This is a genomic window from Lutispora sp. QWL-02 (assembly GCF_058315355.1).
The window spans coordinates 2,174,741-2,196,619 of record NZ_CM177762.1 but is presented as its reverse complement, the minus strand read 5'-3'; the positions used below and the strand labels follow the sequence as shown (position 1 = coordinate 2,196,619).

General features: G+C 41.2%; 14 protein-coding genes. 1 reads left to right on the top strand and 13 read right to left on the bottom strand.

Going from position 1 to position 21,879, the window contains the following annotated elements:
- Positions 1 to 17 precede the first annotated feature (17 nt).
- The 13 genes from AC4HCY_RS10195 to AC4HCY_RS10135 all read right to left on the bottom strand — a co-directional run bounded on the left by AC4HCY_RS10195 (position 18) and on the right by AC4HCY_RS10135 (position 20,908).
- A complete protein-coding gene (locus tag AC4HCY_RS10195; RefSeq protein ID WP_491096037.1) occupies positions 18 to 1,364 on the bottom strand; it encodes an SEC-C metal-binding domain-containing protein in 1,347 nt (448 codons plus the stop codon).
- 868 nt (positions 1,365 to 2,232) lie between these two features.
- The gene (locus AC4HCY_RS10190) at positions 2,233 to 3,348 is read right to left on the bottom strand and encodes a cysteine desulfurase family protein (RefSeq protein WP_491096036.1); all 1,116 of its coding nucleotides are present in this window, start codon (positions 3,346 to 3,348) and stop codon (positions 2,233 to 2,235) included.
- A gap of 11 nt (positions 3,349 to 3,359) precedes the next feature.
- On the bottom strand, positions 3,360 to 3,557 hold the full coding sequence (locus AC4HCY_RS10185) for a hypothetical protein (RefSeq protein ID WP_491096035.1): 198 nt from the start codon (positions 3,555 to 3,557) through the stop codon (positions 3,360 to 3,362).
- On the bottom strand, positions 3,547 to 5,001 hold the full coding sequence (brxL, locus tag AC4HCY_RS10180) for a BREX system Lon protease-like protein BrxL (RefSeq protein ID WP_491096034.1): 1,455 nt from the start codon (positions 4,999 to 5,001) through the stop codon (positions 3,547 to 3,549). The genes AC4HCY_RS10185 and brxL overlap by 11 nt, the downstream gene beginning before the upstream one ends.
- A gap of 13 nt (positions 5,002 to 5,014) precedes the next feature.
- Complete coding sequence (pglZ, locus tag AC4HCY_RS10175) at positions 5,015 to 7,315, bottom strand: BREX-4 system phosphatase PglZ (protein WP_491096033.1); 2,301 nt, start codon at positions 7,313 to 7,315, stop codon at positions 5,015 to 5,017.
- Between the two features lie 13 nt (positions 7,316 to 7,328).
- Positions 7,329 to 11,540 carry a hypothetical protein gene (locus AC4HCY_RS10170; RefSeq protein WP_491096032.1) on the bottom strand — a complete coding sequence of 1,404 codons (4,212 nt, stop codon included), beginning with the start codon at positions 11,538 to 11,540 and terminating at the stop codon, positions 7,329 to 7,331.
- A gap of 14 nt (positions 11,541 to 11,554) precedes the next feature.
- Positions 11,555 to 13,927: a phosphoadenosine phosphosulfate reductase domain-containing protein gene (locus tag AC4HCY_RS10165; protein ID WP_491096031.1), complete on the bottom strand. Its 2,373-nt coding sequence runs from the start codon at positions 13,925 to 13,927 to the stop codon at positions 11,555 to 11,557.
- Positions 13,928 to 13,970: 43 nt separating this feature from the next.
- Positions 13,971 to 17,177 carry a hypothetical protein gene (locus AC4HCY_RS10160; protein ID WP_491096030.1) on the bottom strand — a complete coding sequence of 1,069 codons (3,207 nt, stop codon included), beginning with the start codon at positions 17,175 to 17,177 and terminating at the stop codon, positions 13,971 to 13,973.
- Entirely contained in the window at positions 17,167 to 17,397 is a 231-nt protein-coding gene (locus tag AC4HCY_RS10155) for a YdbC family protein (protein WP_491096029.1), read from the bottom strand. The genes AC4HCY_RS10160 and AC4HCY_RS10155 overlap by 11 nt, the downstream gene beginning before the upstream one ends.
- Positions 17,398 to 17,428: 31 nt before the next feature.
- Positions 17,429 to 17,626 carry a helix-turn-helix domain-containing protein gene (locus AC4HCY_RS10150; protein ID WP_491096028.1) on the bottom strand — a complete coding sequence of 66 codons (198 nt, stop codon included), beginning with the start codon at positions 17,624 to 17,626 and terminating at the stop codon, positions 17,429 to 17,431.
- 40 nt (positions 17,627 to 17,666) lie between these two features.
- Positions 17,667 to 19,454 (bottom strand): AAA family ATPase, encoded by a 1,788-nt coding sequence (locus AC4HCY_RS10145; protein ID WP_491096027.1) that lies wholly within the window; start codon positions 19,452 to 19,454, stop codon positions 17,667 to 17,669.
- Positions 19,447 to 19,905, bottom strand: a complete 459-nt coding sequence (locus AC4HCY_RS10140; RefSeq protein ID WP_491096026.1) for an ABC-three component system middle component 2 — start codon at positions 19,903 to 19,905, stop codon at positions 19,447 to 19,449. The genes AC4HCY_RS10145 and AC4HCY_RS10140 overlap by 8 nt, the downstream gene beginning before the upstream one ends.
- Positions 19,898 to 20,908 (bottom strand): ABC-three component system protein, encoded by a 1,011-nt coding sequence (locus AC4HCY_RS10135; protein WP_491096025.1) that lies wholly within the window; start codon positions 20,906 to 20,908, stop codon positions 19,898 to 19,900. Before AC4HCY_RS10135 ends, AC4HCY_RS10140 begins: the two co-directional genes overlap by 8 nt.
- 424 nt (positions 20,909 to 21,332) lie before the next feature.
- On the opposite strand from AC4HCY_RS10135, the gene AC4HCY_RS10130 reads away from it, so the two are divergent.
- On the top strand, positions 21,333 to 21,857 hold the full coding sequence (locus tag AC4HCY_RS10130; protein WP_491096024.1) for an RNA polymerase sigma factor: 525 nt from the start codon (positions 21,333 to 21,335) through the stop codon (positions 21,855 to 21,857).
- The last annotated feature ends 22 nt before the right edge of the window (positions 21,858 to 21,879 follow it).

The window sequence follows — 21,879 nt, the reverse complement described above, 5'->3', positions numbered from 1 at the left end:
CACTTTCACTCCAAATTTCATTCCAAACTTGTAATAATCCCGTGTTCTATCGCATTATCATACATCTCACGGAAAGCCGCCTTTGCACCTTCCCCAAATCCTATAGACATGGAACTTATAAAGCTGTCGTAGATAATCTTGCCTTTGAATGGAAGCAAAACCGTTTCAATTTGAGCGGGCAAGCCCCGTCGCAACGTGTTTGCTACCGAATTACTTATCCCTTTTATCCCATAAAGTCTGTCTTCGCCTTGTTCATCCGAAGCGAGCATAACGGCGTATTCGGGACGATACTCCAAAATAAAGAACATCCCTTTTTTATGTTTTGTTCTCCACAGCTTCAGAATGTCGATTTTCTCTTGCGGAAGTTCTGTTTCATTGATATATTCGTCTATCAGTTCCGGCTTTTTCCACAGTACTTCTCTGACTTTGTGCACCATCATATCGTTGACGACGTTAGGATATTCCGACTTGATTTTGGCTTTAATTACACCCATTTGTTCATTGACAAAGCCCATTAAGCCATACCACGTCTCATAGAAAAGTCTGCATTCCTCAGAGTTTAACTGTGCCGATTTTGTATCGTCAACCATGGCACAACATTTCTTGTATTTCTTTCCGCTTCCGCACGGGCATGGGTCATTACGCCCAACTTGCGGTCTTTGCAATGTTGGAAATTTAACAATATTTTCATTACGTTTCCTAATAATCTCGTGAAGCTCGGACGGTGTGTACCCGTTGTTTTCCCAAATGCGTGTGTTGTTCTTTGCAATCATAATAAGATTTATAAACTCCTGCAGCTGTTTTTCACCGTCAAATATGAGATTATGGCTGTCCAGAATGGACCCCAATTCACTTATCCCGTCACCGTAAGTTATATAACTCCTAACTTTCTCATAGCCTTTCGAGGTATTTTTACTGTAGCCAAAAACGTCAAACATAAAACGACGTACATTACACCAGTGGTCGTTATCCGCATAATCTTCAATTATGTATTTGAGAAATTCGTCTTTTTTGGGTATGTAGCGTGGCTTGTCCGCTTGGTGCTTCAGCAAATAATCTGCGTGGTCAAAGTTGTCAAAAAATAAATAATGAACAATGTATTCTTTATAAAAACAGTACCAGCCATCTTTTAACACAAGCGGCAGAAGGAGAATATAAATCTCTTCGCCGGTCGTCTGGTCGATGTTTTGTTTGTTGAAGATATCAACAAAGTCTTCACGGCTTATAATGCCATATAGGTTTACCGCAGCCCTTGCATAAGAATCAAGCAGCTTGCGGGTAACTGCCCTTCCGTTTGGGCAACGGACGATATCTGACGCGCGGTTATATTGTTCAAAAATTTTCTTTGCCTTTTCTCCTATCATATATTCCCTCTCCTGTCCTCTGAAGTATTTTATTACTATATCATATCGGGATATTCAAATGAGATTTAATAGTAATTATTATATGCCTCACAGTCGTCCTGCCAGATTTTTATATTTTCTTTAATGATATCACATAAATTCGTATAATCGTCTTTAAAAATGTAACCATGCTCATTCATGCTTCTATAAAAACTTCTTTATACTCGCTGCTGTTGTTTTTATAGTGCCTGACGTCGACCACATACACTTGCGAATGAAAAAATAACCTAAATAAATATCTATTCTAAATCCACATTAATAAGATGTTTTCTTATTGTCTTTTGAGCTAAACCTGATTGAATTAAATCTCTATTCAAACACATTAAGGTATTCTTAGTTCTTTTCGTGTTGTTGTTTGCATAATTTTTCATACTCTTCGTAAGTCATATATTCATCTCCAAATGTTTAATATAAACAAACTTGAATTCTAATTGTGGCGGATTCGCCTTAATGCCTTCATAATTTGCATTTTCTTATACCCTTTTGTAAATCATAAACTTGCCATAGTATCGATATATACGGCTAGTTTTCTTTTTTATAGTTTATCAACGTCTCAGGTTCTAACAGGATTACGGCTTCCGTATGGAACGATAGGCTCACCTCGATGTCTGGTCTGTATTTTTCATTTTGTCCGTTCGCGGAAATAGGTCGATACTGGATTTGATGGGTACTATCTGTTCGCGGGAACAGTTCAACAGCTTTTGCCCGTTCGCGGGAATAAGTCAATGCATGTTCAAATCTCGCCAACTCCAACACCTTCGCACCACATAGAGGGATGCAAAGATTAGATGGGTCAGTGTCAATAGTCTGTCACTAGGTCACAATCATATTACTTCAATATTTTCATCAATGTAGCTGCGATGGTATTAACATCATCAGCAGTGTTATTCTTTCCAAGAGATATACGAATTGTACCCTTTGCATGTTTCTCATCCAAGCCGATAGCCTTAAGCACATGTGATATTTCTGTGCTCTCACTATTACATGCAGACCCTGTGGATATGCAAATACCAGCCAAGTCCATGCGATGAAGAATTGCTTCGCCGTCAGCACCAGCAAAGGACAAACTAATCAATCCGGGAAGCGTTTTGTCTCCACCATTGCGTATATACGAGATATGCGCATCGGAGAGCATACTAAGCAGCTGATGTTCCAGCGTACAGATGCTTGTCGAATGATCATCCAAACAATCACAGTTTTCCTTCAGTGCAACTGCCATTCCTACTATGGATGCGATATTCTCTGTGCCAGCTCGACGCGATTTTTCCTGTGCACCGCCATCTACATATGAAGTAATTTCTGTCCCTTTGCGTATGTAAAGGAAACCAATTCCTTTAGGACCGTTAAACTTATGCGCAGATGCCGATAGCATATCGACACCGAGTTCCCGGACATCAATTTTAATATGACCGACGGCTTGTACAGCATCCGTGTGAAATAATGCGCCATGAGCGTGAGCTACATCACAGAGTTCTTTAATCGGCTGAATTGTACCAATTTCATTATTTGCAAACATTATCGACACGAGTCGCGTGGAATCACAAATCATATTGCTCAGCGAATCAGGCGTAATGATGCCTGTCACTGTCGGCATAAGATAGGCAACGGGGTATCCGAGTTTCTCAATTGCGGCGCATGAATGTAGCACGGCATGATGCTCAAATGCAGATGTTATCGTAGCTCGCTTATTGGAGTCAGCGAAAGCTGATCCTTTGATTGCCCAGTTGTCGCTTTCAGTGCCACCGGAAGTAAAGATAATCTCCTCTGGCTGCGCATTAATACATTCAGCTATAATATCCCTTGCTTCTGCGAGGGCTTTTTTAGGTTTCCTTGAAAAAGAATAGGGCTGTGATGCGTTACCGTATTCATCGATCAGCCACGGCATCATCGCTTCAAAGGCAGCTTTATTTAGTTGTGTTGTTGCCGCGTTATCGGCATAAATCATCTATGACCACCTCACTTGAAAAGCGTACAACCTTCATCTTTGAAATCCTGGATTTTATCAAGAAGTTCCTGCACCGTACAGCCAAGATATTCAGCCAAACACTCCATACAATAAAAATTGGTTATATCTATACCCAAGAGTTTTTTATTTATCCCAATTGCGTCCTTATCGAGATCCTCTTTACCACAAATGACACAATTAATCCTCATCACTTACCTCCCTTAGAGAAAATGTCGGCATCTGCTTTTCTTCCTTTGCATACTCCTTGTCAAGAATAGCAAGCTGTTTTTGAATAATACCACGCATCCTTACAGCAGGACGTAAGCAGTATTGTTGAAATTTTTTCGCATTAATATCCTTAACACTTCTGACATTCGGAAATAGCAATTTCAGATATGCGGTTGCAATGCGCTTCACAGCTTCAATATGCCTTTCATAACCATTATCAGATACTTCAACAAGCTGTTCTACAATGGCACGATATGTTATATCATCGCGAAGAGCGTGCAGTATTGTACAGAAATACTCTGTATTAAGCGCCCAGCCGGACACTTTTAAGCCGGGCTGCATAGGTGGAATGTCCCAACCTTTTATAAATCCGTGAATTCTGTCTACCATTGCGCTTTCTTGAAAAAGTGAAGGCAACTCGGTAAGCATATTCCTATACTCATCCATGTTATCAGTTTCAATGTTTCCGAGGAAGACAATGCCTGCATCGGATGCCACCTCGAAGCCGTTGACATCGCATCTGCCTTTTTCCATATATCCCTGGAGAATAGAGCGCATTTCATTCACATCGCTAAATTGAACCAGCTTTACCTCATCAATCGCGACATAATCATGTCCAGTAATATAGCCAAGAGTTTTTCTGGCGGTATCATAAAACATTTTTGCTCTTGACACTTTACCACCGTCTGTAAGAAGCCCGTATTTGCTAATATTCCCATACACATAGGATTTCCCTGTACCCTTAGGCGCTAACTCAATCAAATTTAAATTTTTTTCTACGAAAGGAAGAAGACGAGTAAGCATGGCTAGCTTCTGTTCTTCGTTGGCATACCCTTCGGCGTTATAATCCATTGCACCGAGAAGAATATCGATCCATTCGTCAGTAGTAAATTCTGAACGAACATCTTTATAGAAATCCATGTCAATCGAATACGGACAGAAGTCGGTGAAGCCTGTTAACATTATCTTTCCCGGGATTTTTGGTTTTGCAGAATCATCTGGCTGTCTGTACCCAAGTTCCACGATTCCCCATGTTTCATGACCTTTAACCAATTCTTTTTTAAATGTATCCCAAATGTGGGGCTCTATAACAGTTTCCTTGTTCGACAATCCAAAGTCCGGAAGACTGAAAGTAATCTCCTCGGTCTTAATGTCAATATCAATCGAAATCTTTGTAAGTATCTTAACACGTTCATTTTCAACGATGATTCGATTTTTTATCTTCAGCCATTCTTCCTTCTTGGGCATATAGGCTTCAACAAAGCTGGACAATTCATCAACATCAAAATGTCCATCTTCATCTTCAAATTTTTTGAGAACCCAATCCCGCAAAAAGGAGGGTAGCTTCAAAGCCTTAAAAGTGCTATTCTGCTTCAGGTCTTTGTATACCACCATTTCATCGAAACAATCTCTTAATTTATCCATTATGATTCCCCCCTTACAGTAGGTCTTTTACACTGGAACCTTCGTTTCTAACAACGATAGGAAGATTTGATGCAACCAAATTTCCACACGCATATACATCTACAGAGTATTGCCTTGCACGTTTGATATCTGGCATTTCCACTAAGAAGAAATTACCGTCTATTGGCGTTGCGTCGTAGTACTTACCGTTAACACACACGCTTACATCCTGCAGTGTTCTTGTAGAGAACAGTTTTACAGCCGCTTTTTTACGATAGCTAACAAGAATTTCAGGTACTCCAACAAAGCTGGCTGGGGCATCAGACGGCATCAGCTTAATTTCAATTGTCCCAGGCGTATAAGTAATTTCTATTATCGGTACGGTTACTTCTTCGAGAGTCGCGCCGCCATGTACTTCAAAATTCGCCTTGCGCCCCCCTTTGAAACGGTCATAATTCGCAAGTGCCCAGAAATCATCAGCATCTGTTGCAAAGTCAGGCTGAACGTCAATTTCAGATTTAGGGCAGCATCTGCCGGAATGGATACCATTACTGCCCATTTCCCACTGGTTTTCCGTTTCGTGGATAACTGCAAGTCGGCTAGCCCCGTGGTCTGATATTATTATAGCTTTATCAATTGTACCATTCGCTAATTTAACTTTTATCTTGTCGATTACATCCTCGATAATTGATAGTTCCTGTGAAATATAAATTGGAGGTTTCACCGGCTGATAATCATAGTCATCTTTGCCATGGTGTTTGATTTCATCGATATCTTTTATTGAAATAATCGGATGCGTTGAATTTGCAAATGCATCAATGAATTCCTTGTTACGGCTTGTAATCGACGGCAATTCACAGCGACACACATCCACACGAGCCATCATTCCTCTATCGTGGCATAAAGACATGATAAAACCGAGGTATTCTACACCAAGAGCATCGATGAAATATAACTGCGCCCCATGTTTGTCAATAGCCTCGACTCGTGAAGCGCGAGGTTCAAGAATGCTATTATATTCTCGCTTTTCTGCTTGCTCCATGACAATGGCCTCGAATTCAGGAAGTACCTTGTTGATGATTTTTTCATACTTGTATGCCTGGAAGTAATCATCAAGCAAAGAATTTTTAAATCTAAATGGCAATAGATATGCATGCAGTTTAGGATATACGATTTTCAAAATTGCGGTCAGTTCTTCCTTACTAAATTCAAGACCATACCTATCAAGCAAGAAGAATATCGTTTCCTTTTCCTGTTGAGTGTTATCAGTTAAGTAATAAATCGCAGTCTTTTCCTTACTAATAACAATTTTACAGAAATCGACAACATCATCAATCGGATTGCCAAATGCATTTAGTAACGCTTTTCTTGTATTGTAGCAATCCATGAAAGTGCTGCTTGTTGGCTCGACTTCCAAGATATCTCGATATGCATGACGAACCAAATCGACTACGCTTGCGGCTCTGGATGCAGCAGTATTAAGGCACCAATTATTCTTCGCTCCATATAATTTCAATGCAATAAAGTACAACCACTTTTTCTCGGAATCAAAGTTTAAGTAATTGGGTATTACAAGGTCAAGAGTTTTAGTATTGCCAAACTCAGCTGTTATGAGAGCCTCCCAAGTGCCACTTTTCTTTAATTTCTCAAGAGCGTATTTCCAATCTATATCAGTACCCAGAGCTTCAGTCAGCGTCTGCGTTGCGGTATCTTTGAATGCGAGAGCATCATAAGCTTTTTTTAGATCTGATATTAGATAGAGAGAATCTGGGAAGTTTTTTCGTTCCTTCTCTGTGTTGATATAAATTGTAGCAACTTTCTTCGTTTCTACTACATCCGCAAAAGCATGAATTCCTGAAACAATAGTAATACCCTTCGGAAGCGGCAACTCGCTTGATGTGAAGATGAGTTTTGTATGGTCATCTTCGACGCCGTCTACTATACAGATACGCCCAGAGAGACGCGGGTCGGAGAAATTCAAATACACCCTGCATTGAAACGACAGAACAACAACGTGACCAGCAATAGTCATAGCAAGGAGATTTGATAATTCACTTTTAAGTTCTGTTTCACCCTTGAGCTTCAAAAAGGAAGTCAACCCCGTCAGAAAAACAGGTTCCTCCTTTTTCGCAATAACATCAAGTAATGTATCCATACGTGGAAGCTCATCGGTTTTGCAATAGTCGGCTGTAGCAATAAAAGTATTGCCACTGACTTTGAAGTGAGAAACAATATCCGATAAATCGGCAGAGTTTTGCACATCAACCACAAGCACGCCAACATCGCTTTTTGAAAGGTACTTTTCTATTTTCTTTATACACGCCTCGGTGTTCATGTGCTCGCCTCCTTTACTTTCCTTTGATAATCTCCATACCGACAATCATATTGTCTTTGATAAGGCTCTTTAGATACTCTCGTGCATCCTCAATACCCATCTTGTCAATTTTCTCAAGCGCGCGGGTACAACCACTTTGAGAGTATTTTGCCTCAGCCATTTGTTTTAGACGCTTGTCGACTTCAGGTAAACCAAACCAATCATATGGATCTGATGTTAAGGTTCGGTCAAGATAATCCTTGACTTCTTCAATATTTGTAAGCAGAACAGCATAATCCTTAATAATTGCATCGCGAAATGCAACATCCAGTGCATTATCATTGTTCAGCGATTCAAAAAAATCTGCCGTTTCAAGATACTCTATAGCCTTATCAATAGACTGCGCATCAGGATGGCTCTTGTTTATGGTACCAAATGCAGCTCGTGCCTTTTGTACTTCTTCATCACGGATTAAGCAGAGTATCGGCATTTTATGCTTCTTCGACCATTCTCTCGGAGAGCTGGAGCCAGTTTTATCCTGCCATAATTTCTTCAGCTTAGCACTTCCGAGCGTTGCCTTATATGCTTTAACCTTATCTTCGACAGAAACAAAATAATCATTTTTCTCTTGCGTGAAGGCACCAGCGGGCATAGTAGCATAGAGTTCACGGATTTCATCGTCCGATAGGTCGCTCAAGTAGTAAGTGCAAACGCGCTTGAACAGGTCGGCTTGATTATTATACAGATTGCGGAAAGCTTCACCATTTAACACAAGTAAATCATAGAATTTTTGCTTCTGGGAATCTAGAAGTTGTCCCGATTTTTTTATTGCACATAGGAGTTCCATGAAAGGCGATATTTCGTCAAGATAATTTTTTGCGGCAGCAAAAGAAACCCGAATGTATCCACACTTGGTACACCATTCTTTTATGGTCGCTTCAAAAGTGATGTTTTTAGAAAGTGTCTTATTGCTTTCATCAATAATTTTATATTCAAGAATTACCTCGCGGATTTTCTGTTGTACGGTGTCAACATTCCATACCCAGTTAGCGGCATCCGCATCGAATTTACGGCGCAGAACGTTGATATACTGCCCGCCATCACCGATGGTTGATGCGAGTGAAATAAGCTCGCCATTTTCAAATGTCTTCAGGTATTCTGTCATACCTTGAGCGCATTTTTCTTTAGTAAGGATGCTCTTCAAATCTTCTGCAGCATTCGGATGGTCAATACAAGCGTGACCGATACACATGGCAATATCGCTGTCTGTTTTGGTTGCGCCCATATTATTGCTGTTCGCAATACCACAGAAACTATCGATAATCGTTTCAAGAACATCAGTATCTGTCTTAAGACTTTCGTTTGACAGAATGTATTTCAACGTCCAAATCGGGAAAGCGAATTCCTTCATTCTGTTACGAATACGTTCACGGGTCTGTTCCACAGAAGTGCAGAGATTGAGTGGAATATTGAAGGCAATAGACGTTGCTTCATTAAAGGCCTTTTCATCATCGGTCATTGCGACGATATACTTGTCCCTGTATCGAGGGTTAGGCGTGATTTGCAACCGAATCACTTCGTCGACCATTTCTTTGAGCTTATTAATGTCAAGCAGGTCGTTGGTAAGCCCGTCACTCCAGCTATACGAACCAGTAGCATATTCTTTTAACACGAATCCGAGGATAAATGCCGAAAGATTGCAAGGCATAAAGCCATAAGGTGGTAGACTCAATGTATCATATATCCGTTTAATAGAAACGCGACCACCGCCGGTTTCAAAAGCATCAGTGATAATTTTATCAACAAGCAGTTTAATCTTTGATATGAGCAGATGTGGAGATGCTATCCAATACTCATCAACTTTCCATGCTCCATCAAGGGCGTTTTCAAGTTTCGTCGATGGGCTTCCAGAAAGGAATGTACCGGACGTTTTCTGAGTTGCACCACACTCAACACCCTGCTTCAGGCTACTTGGTGTAAACATATTGGCTATAACACTATATGTTCCTTCAAGGCAACTTGGGAACCTCTGTTTATTAATCTCTTCCAACGCCAAATAAAGTGCCTCAATCGTGGTAACTCTTTCTCCATTTGGCTTGCTTTCAGAGAAGACCATAAACTCGCCGTTGGAAATACGGTTTTTCCATCTTTTTAGCGCTTCCTTTGCATTGTTGGCATATTGTGTAGCAAGGGTATTGTCTTTGCCCTGTTGATACATGGACTGTGCCATATCGTTACGATACTGGGTATACCCATCAGCACCGAATGGGGTCCGAGAGGCATCGATGAAGACAATATGATTGTCACTGCTGTTGACTACATCGCTAATCTTCTTACCAATGACAACACTTTCCGCGTCGTCTTTTGCAAAGCATACAACAGCAACTATTTTATTTGTAAAATTCGCTTCCTGATTGCGGAGTAGGCGAACAGTTGAATCAAGGTCGGTTGACGATACATATCGAAGTTCATAACGGAGTTTTAGCGCCCCACCGAGAGTAATTGCGTCAGTGATTCTTGTCCTGTCGACAAGCTCCTCGGTGACAAGCTGTGTCGTTGTTTTTTTATCAATCTGGTCTAAGAACGGCTTAAGGTCGGCACCACTGACTTCATTCACATAGGCGCAATATTGAAATTTGCCACCGCCGAGCTGCTTTTTGAATAACACTTTATCGCGCACCAATTTTTCGGCGCAACGGCCAGCTCTGCTTCCATCAAGGTCAGAACCTTCAAAGGCGTTATTTATGTTGCGTTCATTCGGAATGAAGAGCTCGACAGAGTCGCCGGCATTCTGAGAAATAGCCTGCAGGAGCAATACTGTTTTTAGCACTCTGGTTTCATCTGGTTGCAAGTGCTGATTTCCGGCACGAGTGAAATAATCAAGAATAGCGCGGATATCGTGCGCAAGATATTCTTTGCCCTTTTCATAGAAGAATTCCCATAACATATCTATTGTTAGGAGCGGATTTTCATCATCAGGACCGAAGTTGTCGATAAACCACTGGAAGCCCTTTATTTCATCACCACGGTCGTTTTTAATAAAGTCAAACATGCTGCGCTGATTAGAGTCAAATGCAGAGGAGATATACTTGAGCAGCAGTGCCGTGTAAGGATGAATCGGGAGAATATCCAGCATCTCTGAGTCGCTAATACGTGCAGCATTCTTAACGAGTTTGCGTGATTCGGTAGTACGACCCGCCAAATCGCCTGTCGTAATATTCCAATCTCTTACAACTTCGGGATCTTTGTTTTTTTCCATTGCTGCACCCATCAGCTTAAAAGCGATGTTTTCTGGCAGACTAATTAAGCAGTGCGGGTTAACGAAACGCCCGTTTAGCTTTATGAAATCCTGATCGCGTTCGTGGAACAAACCGGAGCTTACATGCGTGACGATAATAAAATAGAAAGGTTCTGTTTCACTGATTTCGCACAATTCTTGGAAGCCTGTCAGATTACGCGCATTATTATAAAAATACTCTGTGAACTCATCCCAAATGAAAACAATAGCCTTCAGATTGTTCGCATGGATGATTTCACGAATCCAGTCACAAAGCGCTGTTGTACTCAGAGAAAGCGCTTTGATTTGACGCTCGTCCGAAACCTTAAATATTTTATCCATCAACTTGGCAAGCGCATCACCCGTGAAGGTAGAAAGCTTTTCAAGAACAGCATCGACATCATCTCCGCCAAAAAGGTCGGAGTACTTGCCGGTCATCAGACTGTTAAAGTAGTTCTTGTTATCTGTATCGGTCAGCCATTTGATAGTGGCGCTTTTAAGTGCATTGCCGCCCTTGTTTTCTATTCCGCTATCAATCATAGCTTTCTCAATGCTTTCTTGAATAGCAAAAACAAGGTTGTGGTCACTGCGAATAGTTGCCGAGCCATAACGATGAACCGTCAAAATCTTACCGCTGTTTTTTACGCGCTGGAAATTAGAGCAAAGGTCTTTATCCATGACGTACCGTTCAAAGTACGCGCGGGTATCCTCTTCACTTGCGTCGAGCAATTTCTTGAGAGTCAACACTGCATGGGATTTTCCGGTGCCATAAGCACCCTCAACCCAAAGGGAGAGCTTTTGTTTACGATCGAGCATACTTACCGTATTGCGAACAAGCTTAACGAAGGTATCATGAGGAAAAAATTTCTTCCACATTTCAGGATTCTTTGAAATAACAGCTTCATTTACAGCCGGAAAGTAATCCGGATCAATGTCAAAATAATGACGATATTTCTCAAGCATCGGCATATCTCATATCCTCCTTACATTAACGACAGAACATCCTGCGATGTTTTGTCAGCATTTAACGTGATATTATCCAAATCAAGCGTGAAGCTGGTCGTAATGAAGTCAGGATAGTTTACGGAGAGTCCGTTGAGCAGTTTTTCCATTTGGTCGCGTTCAAGTCCGAAGATTTGCGTAGGACTTACGCCATCGCTGTCAATATCGTGAGCAAGCAAGCGGTTTAATGTGAACTGATAATAATCACCACAAGCTTCAGCAAATTTGTAGAGTGAGTAGAGAATAACAAGCGGGTCAGGGTTTTGCCATCTACCACGATTTAATGACCTAAGTGTTATCGTTTCATTGCCAAGTGCATTGGTTTTTTCATCATAATCACAGCGCCCCAGTCCAATTTCTGCACCAAATGGCGTTTTAATTAGGAGCGATTTGAAAGCGTCGGTTATGTTTCTTTTCCCAAGCCCCTTGGTATCATTTTCCATTATATCTTCCAGCATATATTTCAGCTGTTCTGTTGTGACCTCCTCGTGAAAAGGAACATTCTTAATGAACCAATTGAACTCGGGGGTGTATGCCAAATTACACAGAAGCATAGCCCACATTGTCTCAGAATCACAGCCATATTTAAACATAACTATAGCGAAGGAACTCGGTTCGTTCTTAGTATACTTGTCTCCGCCGTTGTTCTTGTTATAAGTTACAAGTCCAGCATCTTTTAAAAAATTCAGAAAAGCATCTTTTTTCTTGTTTGGCACAGCACCATGCCCATCGGTAAGCCAAAACTCAGCGGCACCATGGTCTCTAAAATATGACTCAAGCCAACCTTTTCTGATACCAAAGCTAAAATATCTGTCTAAACCTTTCATTTTTCTTTCTCCGCCTCCTGTTTTATTTCTAATCGAATTATACCGTAAACAATGCTCATGAATATCATGACACTGATAGCAATGAATGCATTTGTTGGAGATTGAAAATCCATGTCGCATATCAATGCATCCAACAGAACAATTTGCTGCACAGACACCACAATCTATACAATACACACTCTTTATAATAACGCTCCGAAACAGTGATATAAACTTAATATCATCTTTTGTTGTCCCACAGTTGGGGAAAGTAAAGGTTGTCCCGTTTAAGCTTTGAGTTAGTGTCACTTCGTATGCTTTTTTGCAATAATCTATAGTGTATTGTGTATCGCTTATTTCAACTAGTTCGCCAATTGTTTTTGCCCATTCTTTCCAACGCGGATTTGCTACAAATACCGAAATAATTGTTTTCCCTTTATCAGTTTCAACAATATGATGGTCGTTTCCAAAATTAAGCTCTCTTCCAGTTTTTCTACTTTTCCATTTTCCCTGTTCAATAAAATCCAGCAATTCTGAGTCAGTAAAGCTAGATTTTCCACTAGTGTTTTTTATTTTATCGACGAACCAGTTTACTTCATTGGTATAGCATTGTTGCTTCATAAACTCATGCTTCCCTGATGACATGGGGCATAAAAGGCATCCAGCACGAGAATTTCCCTTACAATATGTTCTGTTTAGTGCGAGCTTTTCCTGATAAATATATAAGAAAACTTCGGCAGAATTCCACTCGTGTATCGGGTGACAACTATATTGCCCACGTATTTTTTCGCCCAAGCTCACATCAGTATATTCACTTCGGGCAGTACTTTCATCCCCGCGAATTCCTGTAAAAGCCATACCTGTGAAGCCTTGCTTATTTGTTTGTTCCTGTAAGAGCATAATTTGAGGAGATGTTTTATGAACACTGCAACACCAACGATTTGTAACTGCCGGTGGACCAAAGCTGCTCCATGTCAAGTCTGTTGATAAATTTGATTTTGCTCGAAGAAAAGTAATACCTTGCTGTTCACAAAAACTCTCAATAACATCCATAACTTCATATGTGTCAGGAAACTCCATACCTGTATCGCCAAACAACACCTTAAATGCATTATGTGGCAGTGTGCGTTGCACTAAGTCTAGTGTAACGATGCTGTCTTTACCGCCACTAAAGGCAACGTAGAAAACATCTACCTTGTCTTTGTATTCCACATATGTATTGAAAATTCTCTTGATAGCATCCTGTGCAAGGATCTCAAGCAGATTACGGTTTTTGTCTACCATTGCGGCAATGTCCACGAAACGCAGTGGCTGACCATCCGGCTCTGGGTCTTCAACAAGGATAATTTCCGGTGCGGTGTAGAGTGAACCACCCTTCGTTTTGGCTACGAGTCTCCCACGATAAAAGTAATTATTCGATTCAGCCCACATATAAGGGTAGGCATCGTTCTTTTCGTAATTCCATATTTGGTCAAAGCCTAAGATGTCGAGTTCTTCATAGTAAACAGGACGTGGCTCCTTGCTGAATGCCAGTGGTGAGCTATTCAACAGCAACCCTCCTGTCTCAATATCCCATGTGTAAGAGTACATATCAATTCGCTTCCTTTCTGTTTCTTTGCGCGGTCGCTCTGATGAGAAGCTCCTCGATATTGGTATAAATGCGGCGGGCTATGTAGCCTTCATCGCATAAATATTGCAAGGCGTGCTGCTTCTTCAATGTAATGTTGCTGTCTGCGAGAACTGTGACAATGCAGTCGTCGAAGCTCTCGAATCCAGCGCTTTTTTTCACGATAGCACCGACGCATTTGTTGGCGTTAAAGCCAGTATGCAAAAGCGTGTATTTTTCACTATATGCTGCAACATAGTGTTCCAGCAGATACTCGTTCCAAGGAAATCCCGCATTGGGGAAAAGACTATAGCCGTTGATTTTTTCAATAGAGATATAATCTCCCCTGCAAAAACGGTCAAGCACAGCATCGGTTTCTTGCACAAGGAAGTGTGCCCGTTTCTTCGCCACAAAACGGTCATGACTGATTCGTAGCGAATTCTCATAAACAGGATCAAAGTAGATAACTGTGCCAAGTTCACTCGCAAGCACATTTAGTTCGTCAAGAGTAAACGTATCCCTGCTACGACAATAATCCGCAAAAACATCGGACATGGTAAGATCGCTACCAAGCCTGCTGATAATGTTGCCTGAAAAAGAGAACTTGTGGCAGAGATAGTATTTTATCGCATCGCGTAGACCGACCACAGAGAAAGCTGAATTTTTCTCGTATATGTAAGGATACTTCGACTTGATGGCTTCTACGAGCTCGTTACCACTCAGAAATTTCTTCTCTTCAATAGCCGAAGCAATAATTTCTTCGATGTTGTCCATTTCCTCATCAGAGAAATGGACTGCAGAAACATGAAAATATTCTCCGCGACCGTTGCTGATAAATTCACCGTTTGCCGCAAGAATCTGCTTGATTTTCTGTTGTGGTATATGTGGGAGATTTTCAAACATTGAATCATAGGTCATCGGCACGGCATATTCTTTTAGGCAAGTGCGAATTTCATCTATGGGATCTACCGTTGTATTAGCGTTTATAGAAAGATAGCTCCTGCCGAAAAAGTACTTTTCACCCAGCATAAACGAGAGATATGCCTTGAGCATATCCGCATTGTAAATGAAATAATCCAAAAAATCTTCGGAGAATTCATTAAAGAGAGCCTGATAATATAGGGCGGTTTTCCCTTCGTCAAAGCTCTTCTGAATGTATGCAAATAGACACTCACGCGTTTCATCTCCGAGCATGGTTTGTGGTACAAAAACCTTGTCTTCAAACTGAATACCGCAAATAGTAATTTTGCTCTCAACTGTAGCATCATCATCATCGAGTGCTTTCCCGTTCATTTGTTCATAGCAACGCTTAAATTTGCGGAGCTCTATGGGCGAGCCCAAACGGAAACCTTTACGGAAATTCTGAGTGAGAACATCAATATATTTTTCGTCCGCAACCGGTTGCGGCACAGAAAGACCAGTTGCATTGTTACCAGCTGCTGTAATAACTGAAGGGTCTGCTCGTAAAAAAAGAAGCAGCTTCTTCATTGCGGCACGAAAACGATTGTGCTGCTGGTCATTGTATTCGACAAAAACGGGGTCACTAAACAGAGCATCAACCGTGGCTTTTGCTTCACGCCAATCGGAAGTGAAAAGCCGATGGTGCTCAAAATGGTGCTCTTTGGCATAGTGTTCAGCAGTGCCAATAGCAGAAACATAGCTACGGCAAGTACTGTCTGCCATTCCTTCATGATTACTTAGAAACGCAGTAAAACTATTACTGTCGATCATCATGCCTGAATACATAGGGCTATCTTGAGCAGTAGTGACACGGGACATAGCTACTGTATCTGACTTCCTTTGATATTCAATAATGACATTCTCGTAGTCCACTCTGCAAATATCAAGCAGAGCTTTTATTTTTCCTACGATATTTGTCGCACTTAAGTTAGTTTCCAAGTACATCTGCATAAATATAGGTTTAGGCGCAGTCATGGTTCTTGCAATCTCTTTATTTCCAAAATCGACTCGTCCAGATCCTGTGAAAGATTTGCCTACAGGGATAGAGCTCGAATAGTCATCATATAAGTTTGATACCAGCTTTACATATACATCCGTCCAAGAAGTCACGTCTGTTATTCTGTCATCAAAGTAGGAAATGCTAATTGGTTTCGTATATGAGTAATCGCCAATATTATTGAAGTCAACAACATTAAATTCCGCCTTGGGTTGCACAACTTCAAGTTCCAATAAATCCGCCGAAACCTCAACGGGCTCGTCATGACGAGAAATTTCTTCAGAAAATTTATATCGTCTATCTTCGCACGTTGACCAGCTAACATTATCAAGAATATCTTCAATATCAGCGCACCGCGCTATGTGATTTATCCGCTCAGACAACGCTGCAATTGTTGTTCCGCCTTCACCGCGTTCAAACATATCACGCAAGGAAAAGAATATACGCTTGTAAACAAGCGGGTACTTAGCAATAAGTCGCCTGTCCTGCTCTGTTCGAACGTATAGCTCTGGCACATTTTCGGGCACTTTCTGTGGTTTCTCCGAAACTATTTGTGTTTCAGGTTGCTTTGAAGCCAATACATCCTGTGCGGGTGCGATTTTTGCATTGACCTTTTCATGGTTACCTTCTCTAACATATTTGAGCAGACAGAACATAGCTGTATCAATATGCTTTATTTGCTTTTTGTTGACGATGCGAAAAATTTTATTTTGAGATACCGTCTTTTGGACGGCCTTTAATATATCTAAATCTGTCGTTTCAAACAACGGAGTTTTCAATATTTTGAGCTTTAGGCAGAATTGTTCAATCGTGTCATATGAAGCAAGCACCGCCTTTATTGAAGCAGTTGGCATAACTCCGGCAAGCCATGACAAAAAGTTTTCTTTATAATTGAGTTTGCCATCAATCATAGTCCTTGCCTCCTTCAATAGCTTTTCGTATTCTCCACGGTTCTCTTTATATAAAGTTACAATCTCAGTAAAGAGCAATGTTGCTGCTTTCATCACTGTTCTACCACAATACGCGGATTCCATGCTTTGCATCTGAAAAGAGATACCATTCTCATTCCGAAAAATATCGTCAATTTCCATCCCGTTGTTAATAGCCATCTTTCGCAAATCAGCTGATACTCTTTTTATAATGCGCAACCTTGGAAGTTCGCCTTTTAGAACTTCAATGTAGCCGTCCAGTAGGATTGCTGCTTCGTGGCGGCTCCATGCTATTTTAGTTCCCATCGTTAAACAACTCGATTAGCACGGATGTCAATGTTCTAATTTCGTCCTTAGAAAGTGTGACACCTTTACCCATCTTTGTATGATCGGGAGACCATGCGCGAATATCATATTTAGCTTCGTTGCCATTCCAAGAAACAAGATTAATCTCCTTTATCCATCCACCTTTTTCTTCAGATAGGCAAGCTATTTTCTGCTTGATTTCATATTTTAAGTCAGGCATAATTTGTCACACTCCTTTATAAACGCAAGTATTATTTGCTTTCTGCGGCACCGCCGGAGCGAATCCACTCGTCGACCTCGGATTTTTTAAACTTCCATAGGCGTCCGACTTTACTTGCGGGCATACTTCGGTTGCTAATCCATTGCAATACAGTCTCTCTGCTAACATCAAGGTATGACGTTATTTCTTTCATTGATACCCAGTTTTCGGCTTGCTTATTTTCGGACATTTCTTTACCTCCGTATTCATTTTCAAACATTCGCGGCGCATTACGGCTCATACAGGAGTCCGATTCTTCCTGTATCGGGGTCTTTCGTAAACTGCACGATATTGGTTTCCCCATAGTCGATATCAGGAATGTTGTTCTCCAAAATGATTATCTGACAGCACTTCTGATGTTCAACAAAATAATGGAACAGTGACGCTTTCATTGTATCCGACGCTTTTTCTTCTCCCGGTTCCTTTAGCGACAGAATGGGGGAGTCAATTGCTAAAAGCCCTGGTGAATACATGCCATACTCGCTCAAGTACCGCATAAAAGTAAATGCTACGATCGTATTGAGAAAAGCTCTATATCCTTTGCCATATGAATACTTTGTTTTGCCATCAATTACAATATCAAACACCGACTTTATATCAATACGAACTTGACCGAAACTATCAAAATTGCATGCCTTCAGGGTTTCACTCAGGTAGTCATCAATGATATTCATAATATCAGGACCAAAGCGGGTTTTGATATCAAAGAGTGTTTCAGTATCTTCGTCTTCATTTTCCTTTTGGAAAAGTTCGCTTTTGAGGCTTGTCTCATCTTCCTTAAGCATTGCAGCTTCTTTAGCAAGTTCGACCGCATATTTAAAAGTGCGTAGTGCCTGTTGCAAGGTGCTCATTTTGGGTTGCAACTCGGTTTTTATCAGCGATTCAACGTCTTCTCGCTTACTAAGCAAAGCATTCAAATGGTCATACAGCTCATCACGGTCCGATGTGAAAGCGAGCTCTGCTTCGGCGATATCATTTAGCTGCATTCTCAAATTCGTCAGTTCAACGGTGGATGCTGCGACATAGCTCTCTTCCTCCTTTTTCGGCAAGTCGTTATGACAGAGCGGGCATTTATGGAGATGCGATATCTCACATGCATGCGCTTCCCCATCAATGACAAACCCCAATCGCCGGATGTCAGATACATACTGCGACTTCAGCGCGTTTTGTCGTTCTAGCAAATGTTCGCATTCAGTGATTTGGTCATTCACTGAATATATTTCTTCCAATAGACGTTTACTTTTTGCTACAGCATCTATAATCTGGGTTTCAGTTTGAGAAATCTCATCGATAATTTCATGAATCTTCAACTCTATTACATGAGTGTCCAGAGCGGGCAATTCTTCAAGTTTTTTCTTCTTTTCACCAATTACGTTAAGGCGCACGTTGATATAATCAATAACTGCCTTTTTTCGTTCCTCACGGATTGTCTTATCAATGTGCGGTGTAACGCCCTTGAAATCTTCGCCTGTTATCATGAAATACAGGCTTGAAAGATACGCTGTTGACTGGTAGGTCGGTATCAACACAGATGGACGCTGAATCACGTTCTCTTCCTTTACCAACATCATGTGTAGAATGGAACGGATTGTAAGTCGTTGTGTCTTATATTTTTGCGTACTGATAATATCATGGTGCTCGGTTACACCCATGATTTTTAGCCACACATCTTCGTTTAAGTTGGGAGTCCCTTTTTTGATTTTATAATTGCCGGAGTCAATTCTGTTATCGGAGCTAATCACTTCAGCAGTGGTCGTTTTGTCTCCATTCTCGACCTTTCTACGGACAATGACCTTACCACGAGACGTGTGCACATACATTTCAAAAGTATCATAGCCATGCTTCACATCAATCGGGATATGGTCACTGCCAAACAGATAATCTAATATTTCGATAACATAACTTTTTCCAGTGTCAGAGGGTCCACAAATGATATTTAGACCCGGTGTTAGCTCAATAGAGGAGGGCTTTTTCCCTTTGCCGGATATCGTAATTTTCTTTACATAGAAATCAAGCATTTTCATCCCTCCCTATATTTGGCTGAGATTTGTGTAGTATTTCTGACCGAATCACCTTTATTCCGTGAGAAGAAATATAATGTAAAGCGCGCTGTGAATACAGTAAATACTCCTTTGCGTATGTGCTTTCAAGTCTTTCACAAAGGGCATAGCCGGCACTATTGATTATGTAGACCATACCTGTTTTTTCAGATAATACAAGGTCTATAACTCCACGAAGTGTAAGGTCTTTTAGCGCATCATCCATTTTCTTACGTCTCGTTGCCAATTCGCAATATTTATAAGAATTGGCTCCATGCAAGTTTACATCAGCGATACCAAATTCCGTGCCGTACACAGCAATAAAATCTGCAGTGGCTACTTCCTCTTCAGTTAATGCACGCTGAGCGTTTTTCAAAACCAAAAGAGCTCGAAGAGATAATTCAAATATCGAATTAAATATTTCACCCATCCTTGACCACCCACTTCAACTCACCATCTTTTACAAGAAAGTGGCAAACACCCTTTTTCTCACGCGCGCTGACCCATGCCAGCTTGCTCAGCAGAATGCACCTATTTGCAGAAGAAAGAGCCGCTTGGCTCATTACGCTGTTCAACCGATCCATCGATGATGGATGAGCTTTTATGTACTCGTCGTATACGCTATCGAGAATATCTTCCTTCAATGTCGAAAAATTTGATTCTTCCGTATCACCAAAGGTATCCCTTGTTCCTTCACGAATTGTTTCAGCAGCATAGTAATCCTTGCGGCGGCGAGATAAATCTTTCTTGAAAGCGGGGGCGTCATCCAAATCAGTCAATTCGAGTGTTTCCTCTGTTTTCAATTCTTCTGCATATACAGCAAGAAGGGCTCGTATGTATTCCATTTCCTCATCATCAGGAAATTCCGGTACCGGTATTTCTTGAGGACGAGGATATTTTTTTATGATGGTTTCCACATTATCAAGTTCTGATATAGCCTGTTTCATAAGGCTATCACTGCTCGCGGCGGCTATTAACGGAGAAACCTTGTTTTCTTTTTTTATCGCATATAAAAATGTTTTTGACAGAAAGGCTGCCAAATGTTTTCTATCGGCAATAGCTGTGAACTCATATTTTAGTGTTGGCGGAACATCGTTATCATCTTCGTAGATATTGCATATGTCCAGGATTAAATTATCAATAAGAAGGGGTTCCAACTCAGGAATTACTTTATCGGAAAAATATTTTTCCGATGCTTTGGTTACTACTGGCATTCCAGATGCATATATAATAGCCTGCAATACATGATCTTTGCAATTCAGATAAAGGCTGGCAGTTTTATCTGACAAGTCAAATGGTTCATCGTTTTGATTTTTGACATCAACATTATCAGTAACCAGTGACAGAAGAAGTCCCGCAACAACAATGTTTGTTTTTGGGGACTTCTTCGCTTTTTTTACCGCTTGTCCGTATGAACCAAAACAAAGTGTCATATCAGGAACCCCTTTCATGAAAAATCGTGTCAAGCGCGGGTCAAACTCAGAGGAAATACTTCTTCTCCAGAATCAAGTATCCTTATATTGTGGTTTGACGTAAGTGCATTTTGTTTATTGTGAAAGCCGTAGATCCCATGGGTACAAAAATACTAATATAGTATAACACATAATCTCCCATAAATCAATTCATTTTAACAAAATCTTACGTAAATCCACAAAGAATCACTTTCGATGCCGCTGTTCGCTACAGCGGGTCCAGCACGAAAGGATGCAACTGTATATAACAGCTGACCACTGGAAGGAAAGCTGCAATCCGAAACGGAGAAATCTGTGATGGACTGCGGTCGGGCTCTTATTGCCTTTTTCAGCTGAGCAGCGCATTTCCTCCGTTTCAAGAAATCGAAAAACGGAGGAATTCTTAATGACAAACCAAGCAAATCAGAGTCAAACACGTATCTACAAGATCTACCTGCCCCGTGAAAAGCAGTGGGTCGAAGTCACCAAGACGCAATATTACGCTTACTACCGCGACATCTGGGCTACCAGAAAACATGCTCAGGAGCATCATCAGTGCATGTGTCCCAAAAATAAGCATTGGCTGTGTGACGGAGACTGCCTCATCTGTCCATTCCACGCACCGGGAGATAGCCTTTCCCTTGACCTTACATACCAAAACAGCGAAGGCGAGGAGTTCTCCATGTTAGACAAGCTCGCCGATCCAACCGCCAGCATCGAAGATGTCGTTACCGACCAGATCGTATTGGACATGCTCTTTCAGCGTCTCGCTGAGATCATGCCGGAAGCCCGTCCTATTGGCGACCTGCGTATGGCCGGAATGTCCGATGCGGAGATCGCTGACAAAATTGGTATCCCACGCACTACATTTCTTTCCCGCCTAAAGAAGGCCAAAGAACTCCTGCAGCGCGAATACCCAGACCTATTCTAAACCTACATCTCCGGCCGTCCCA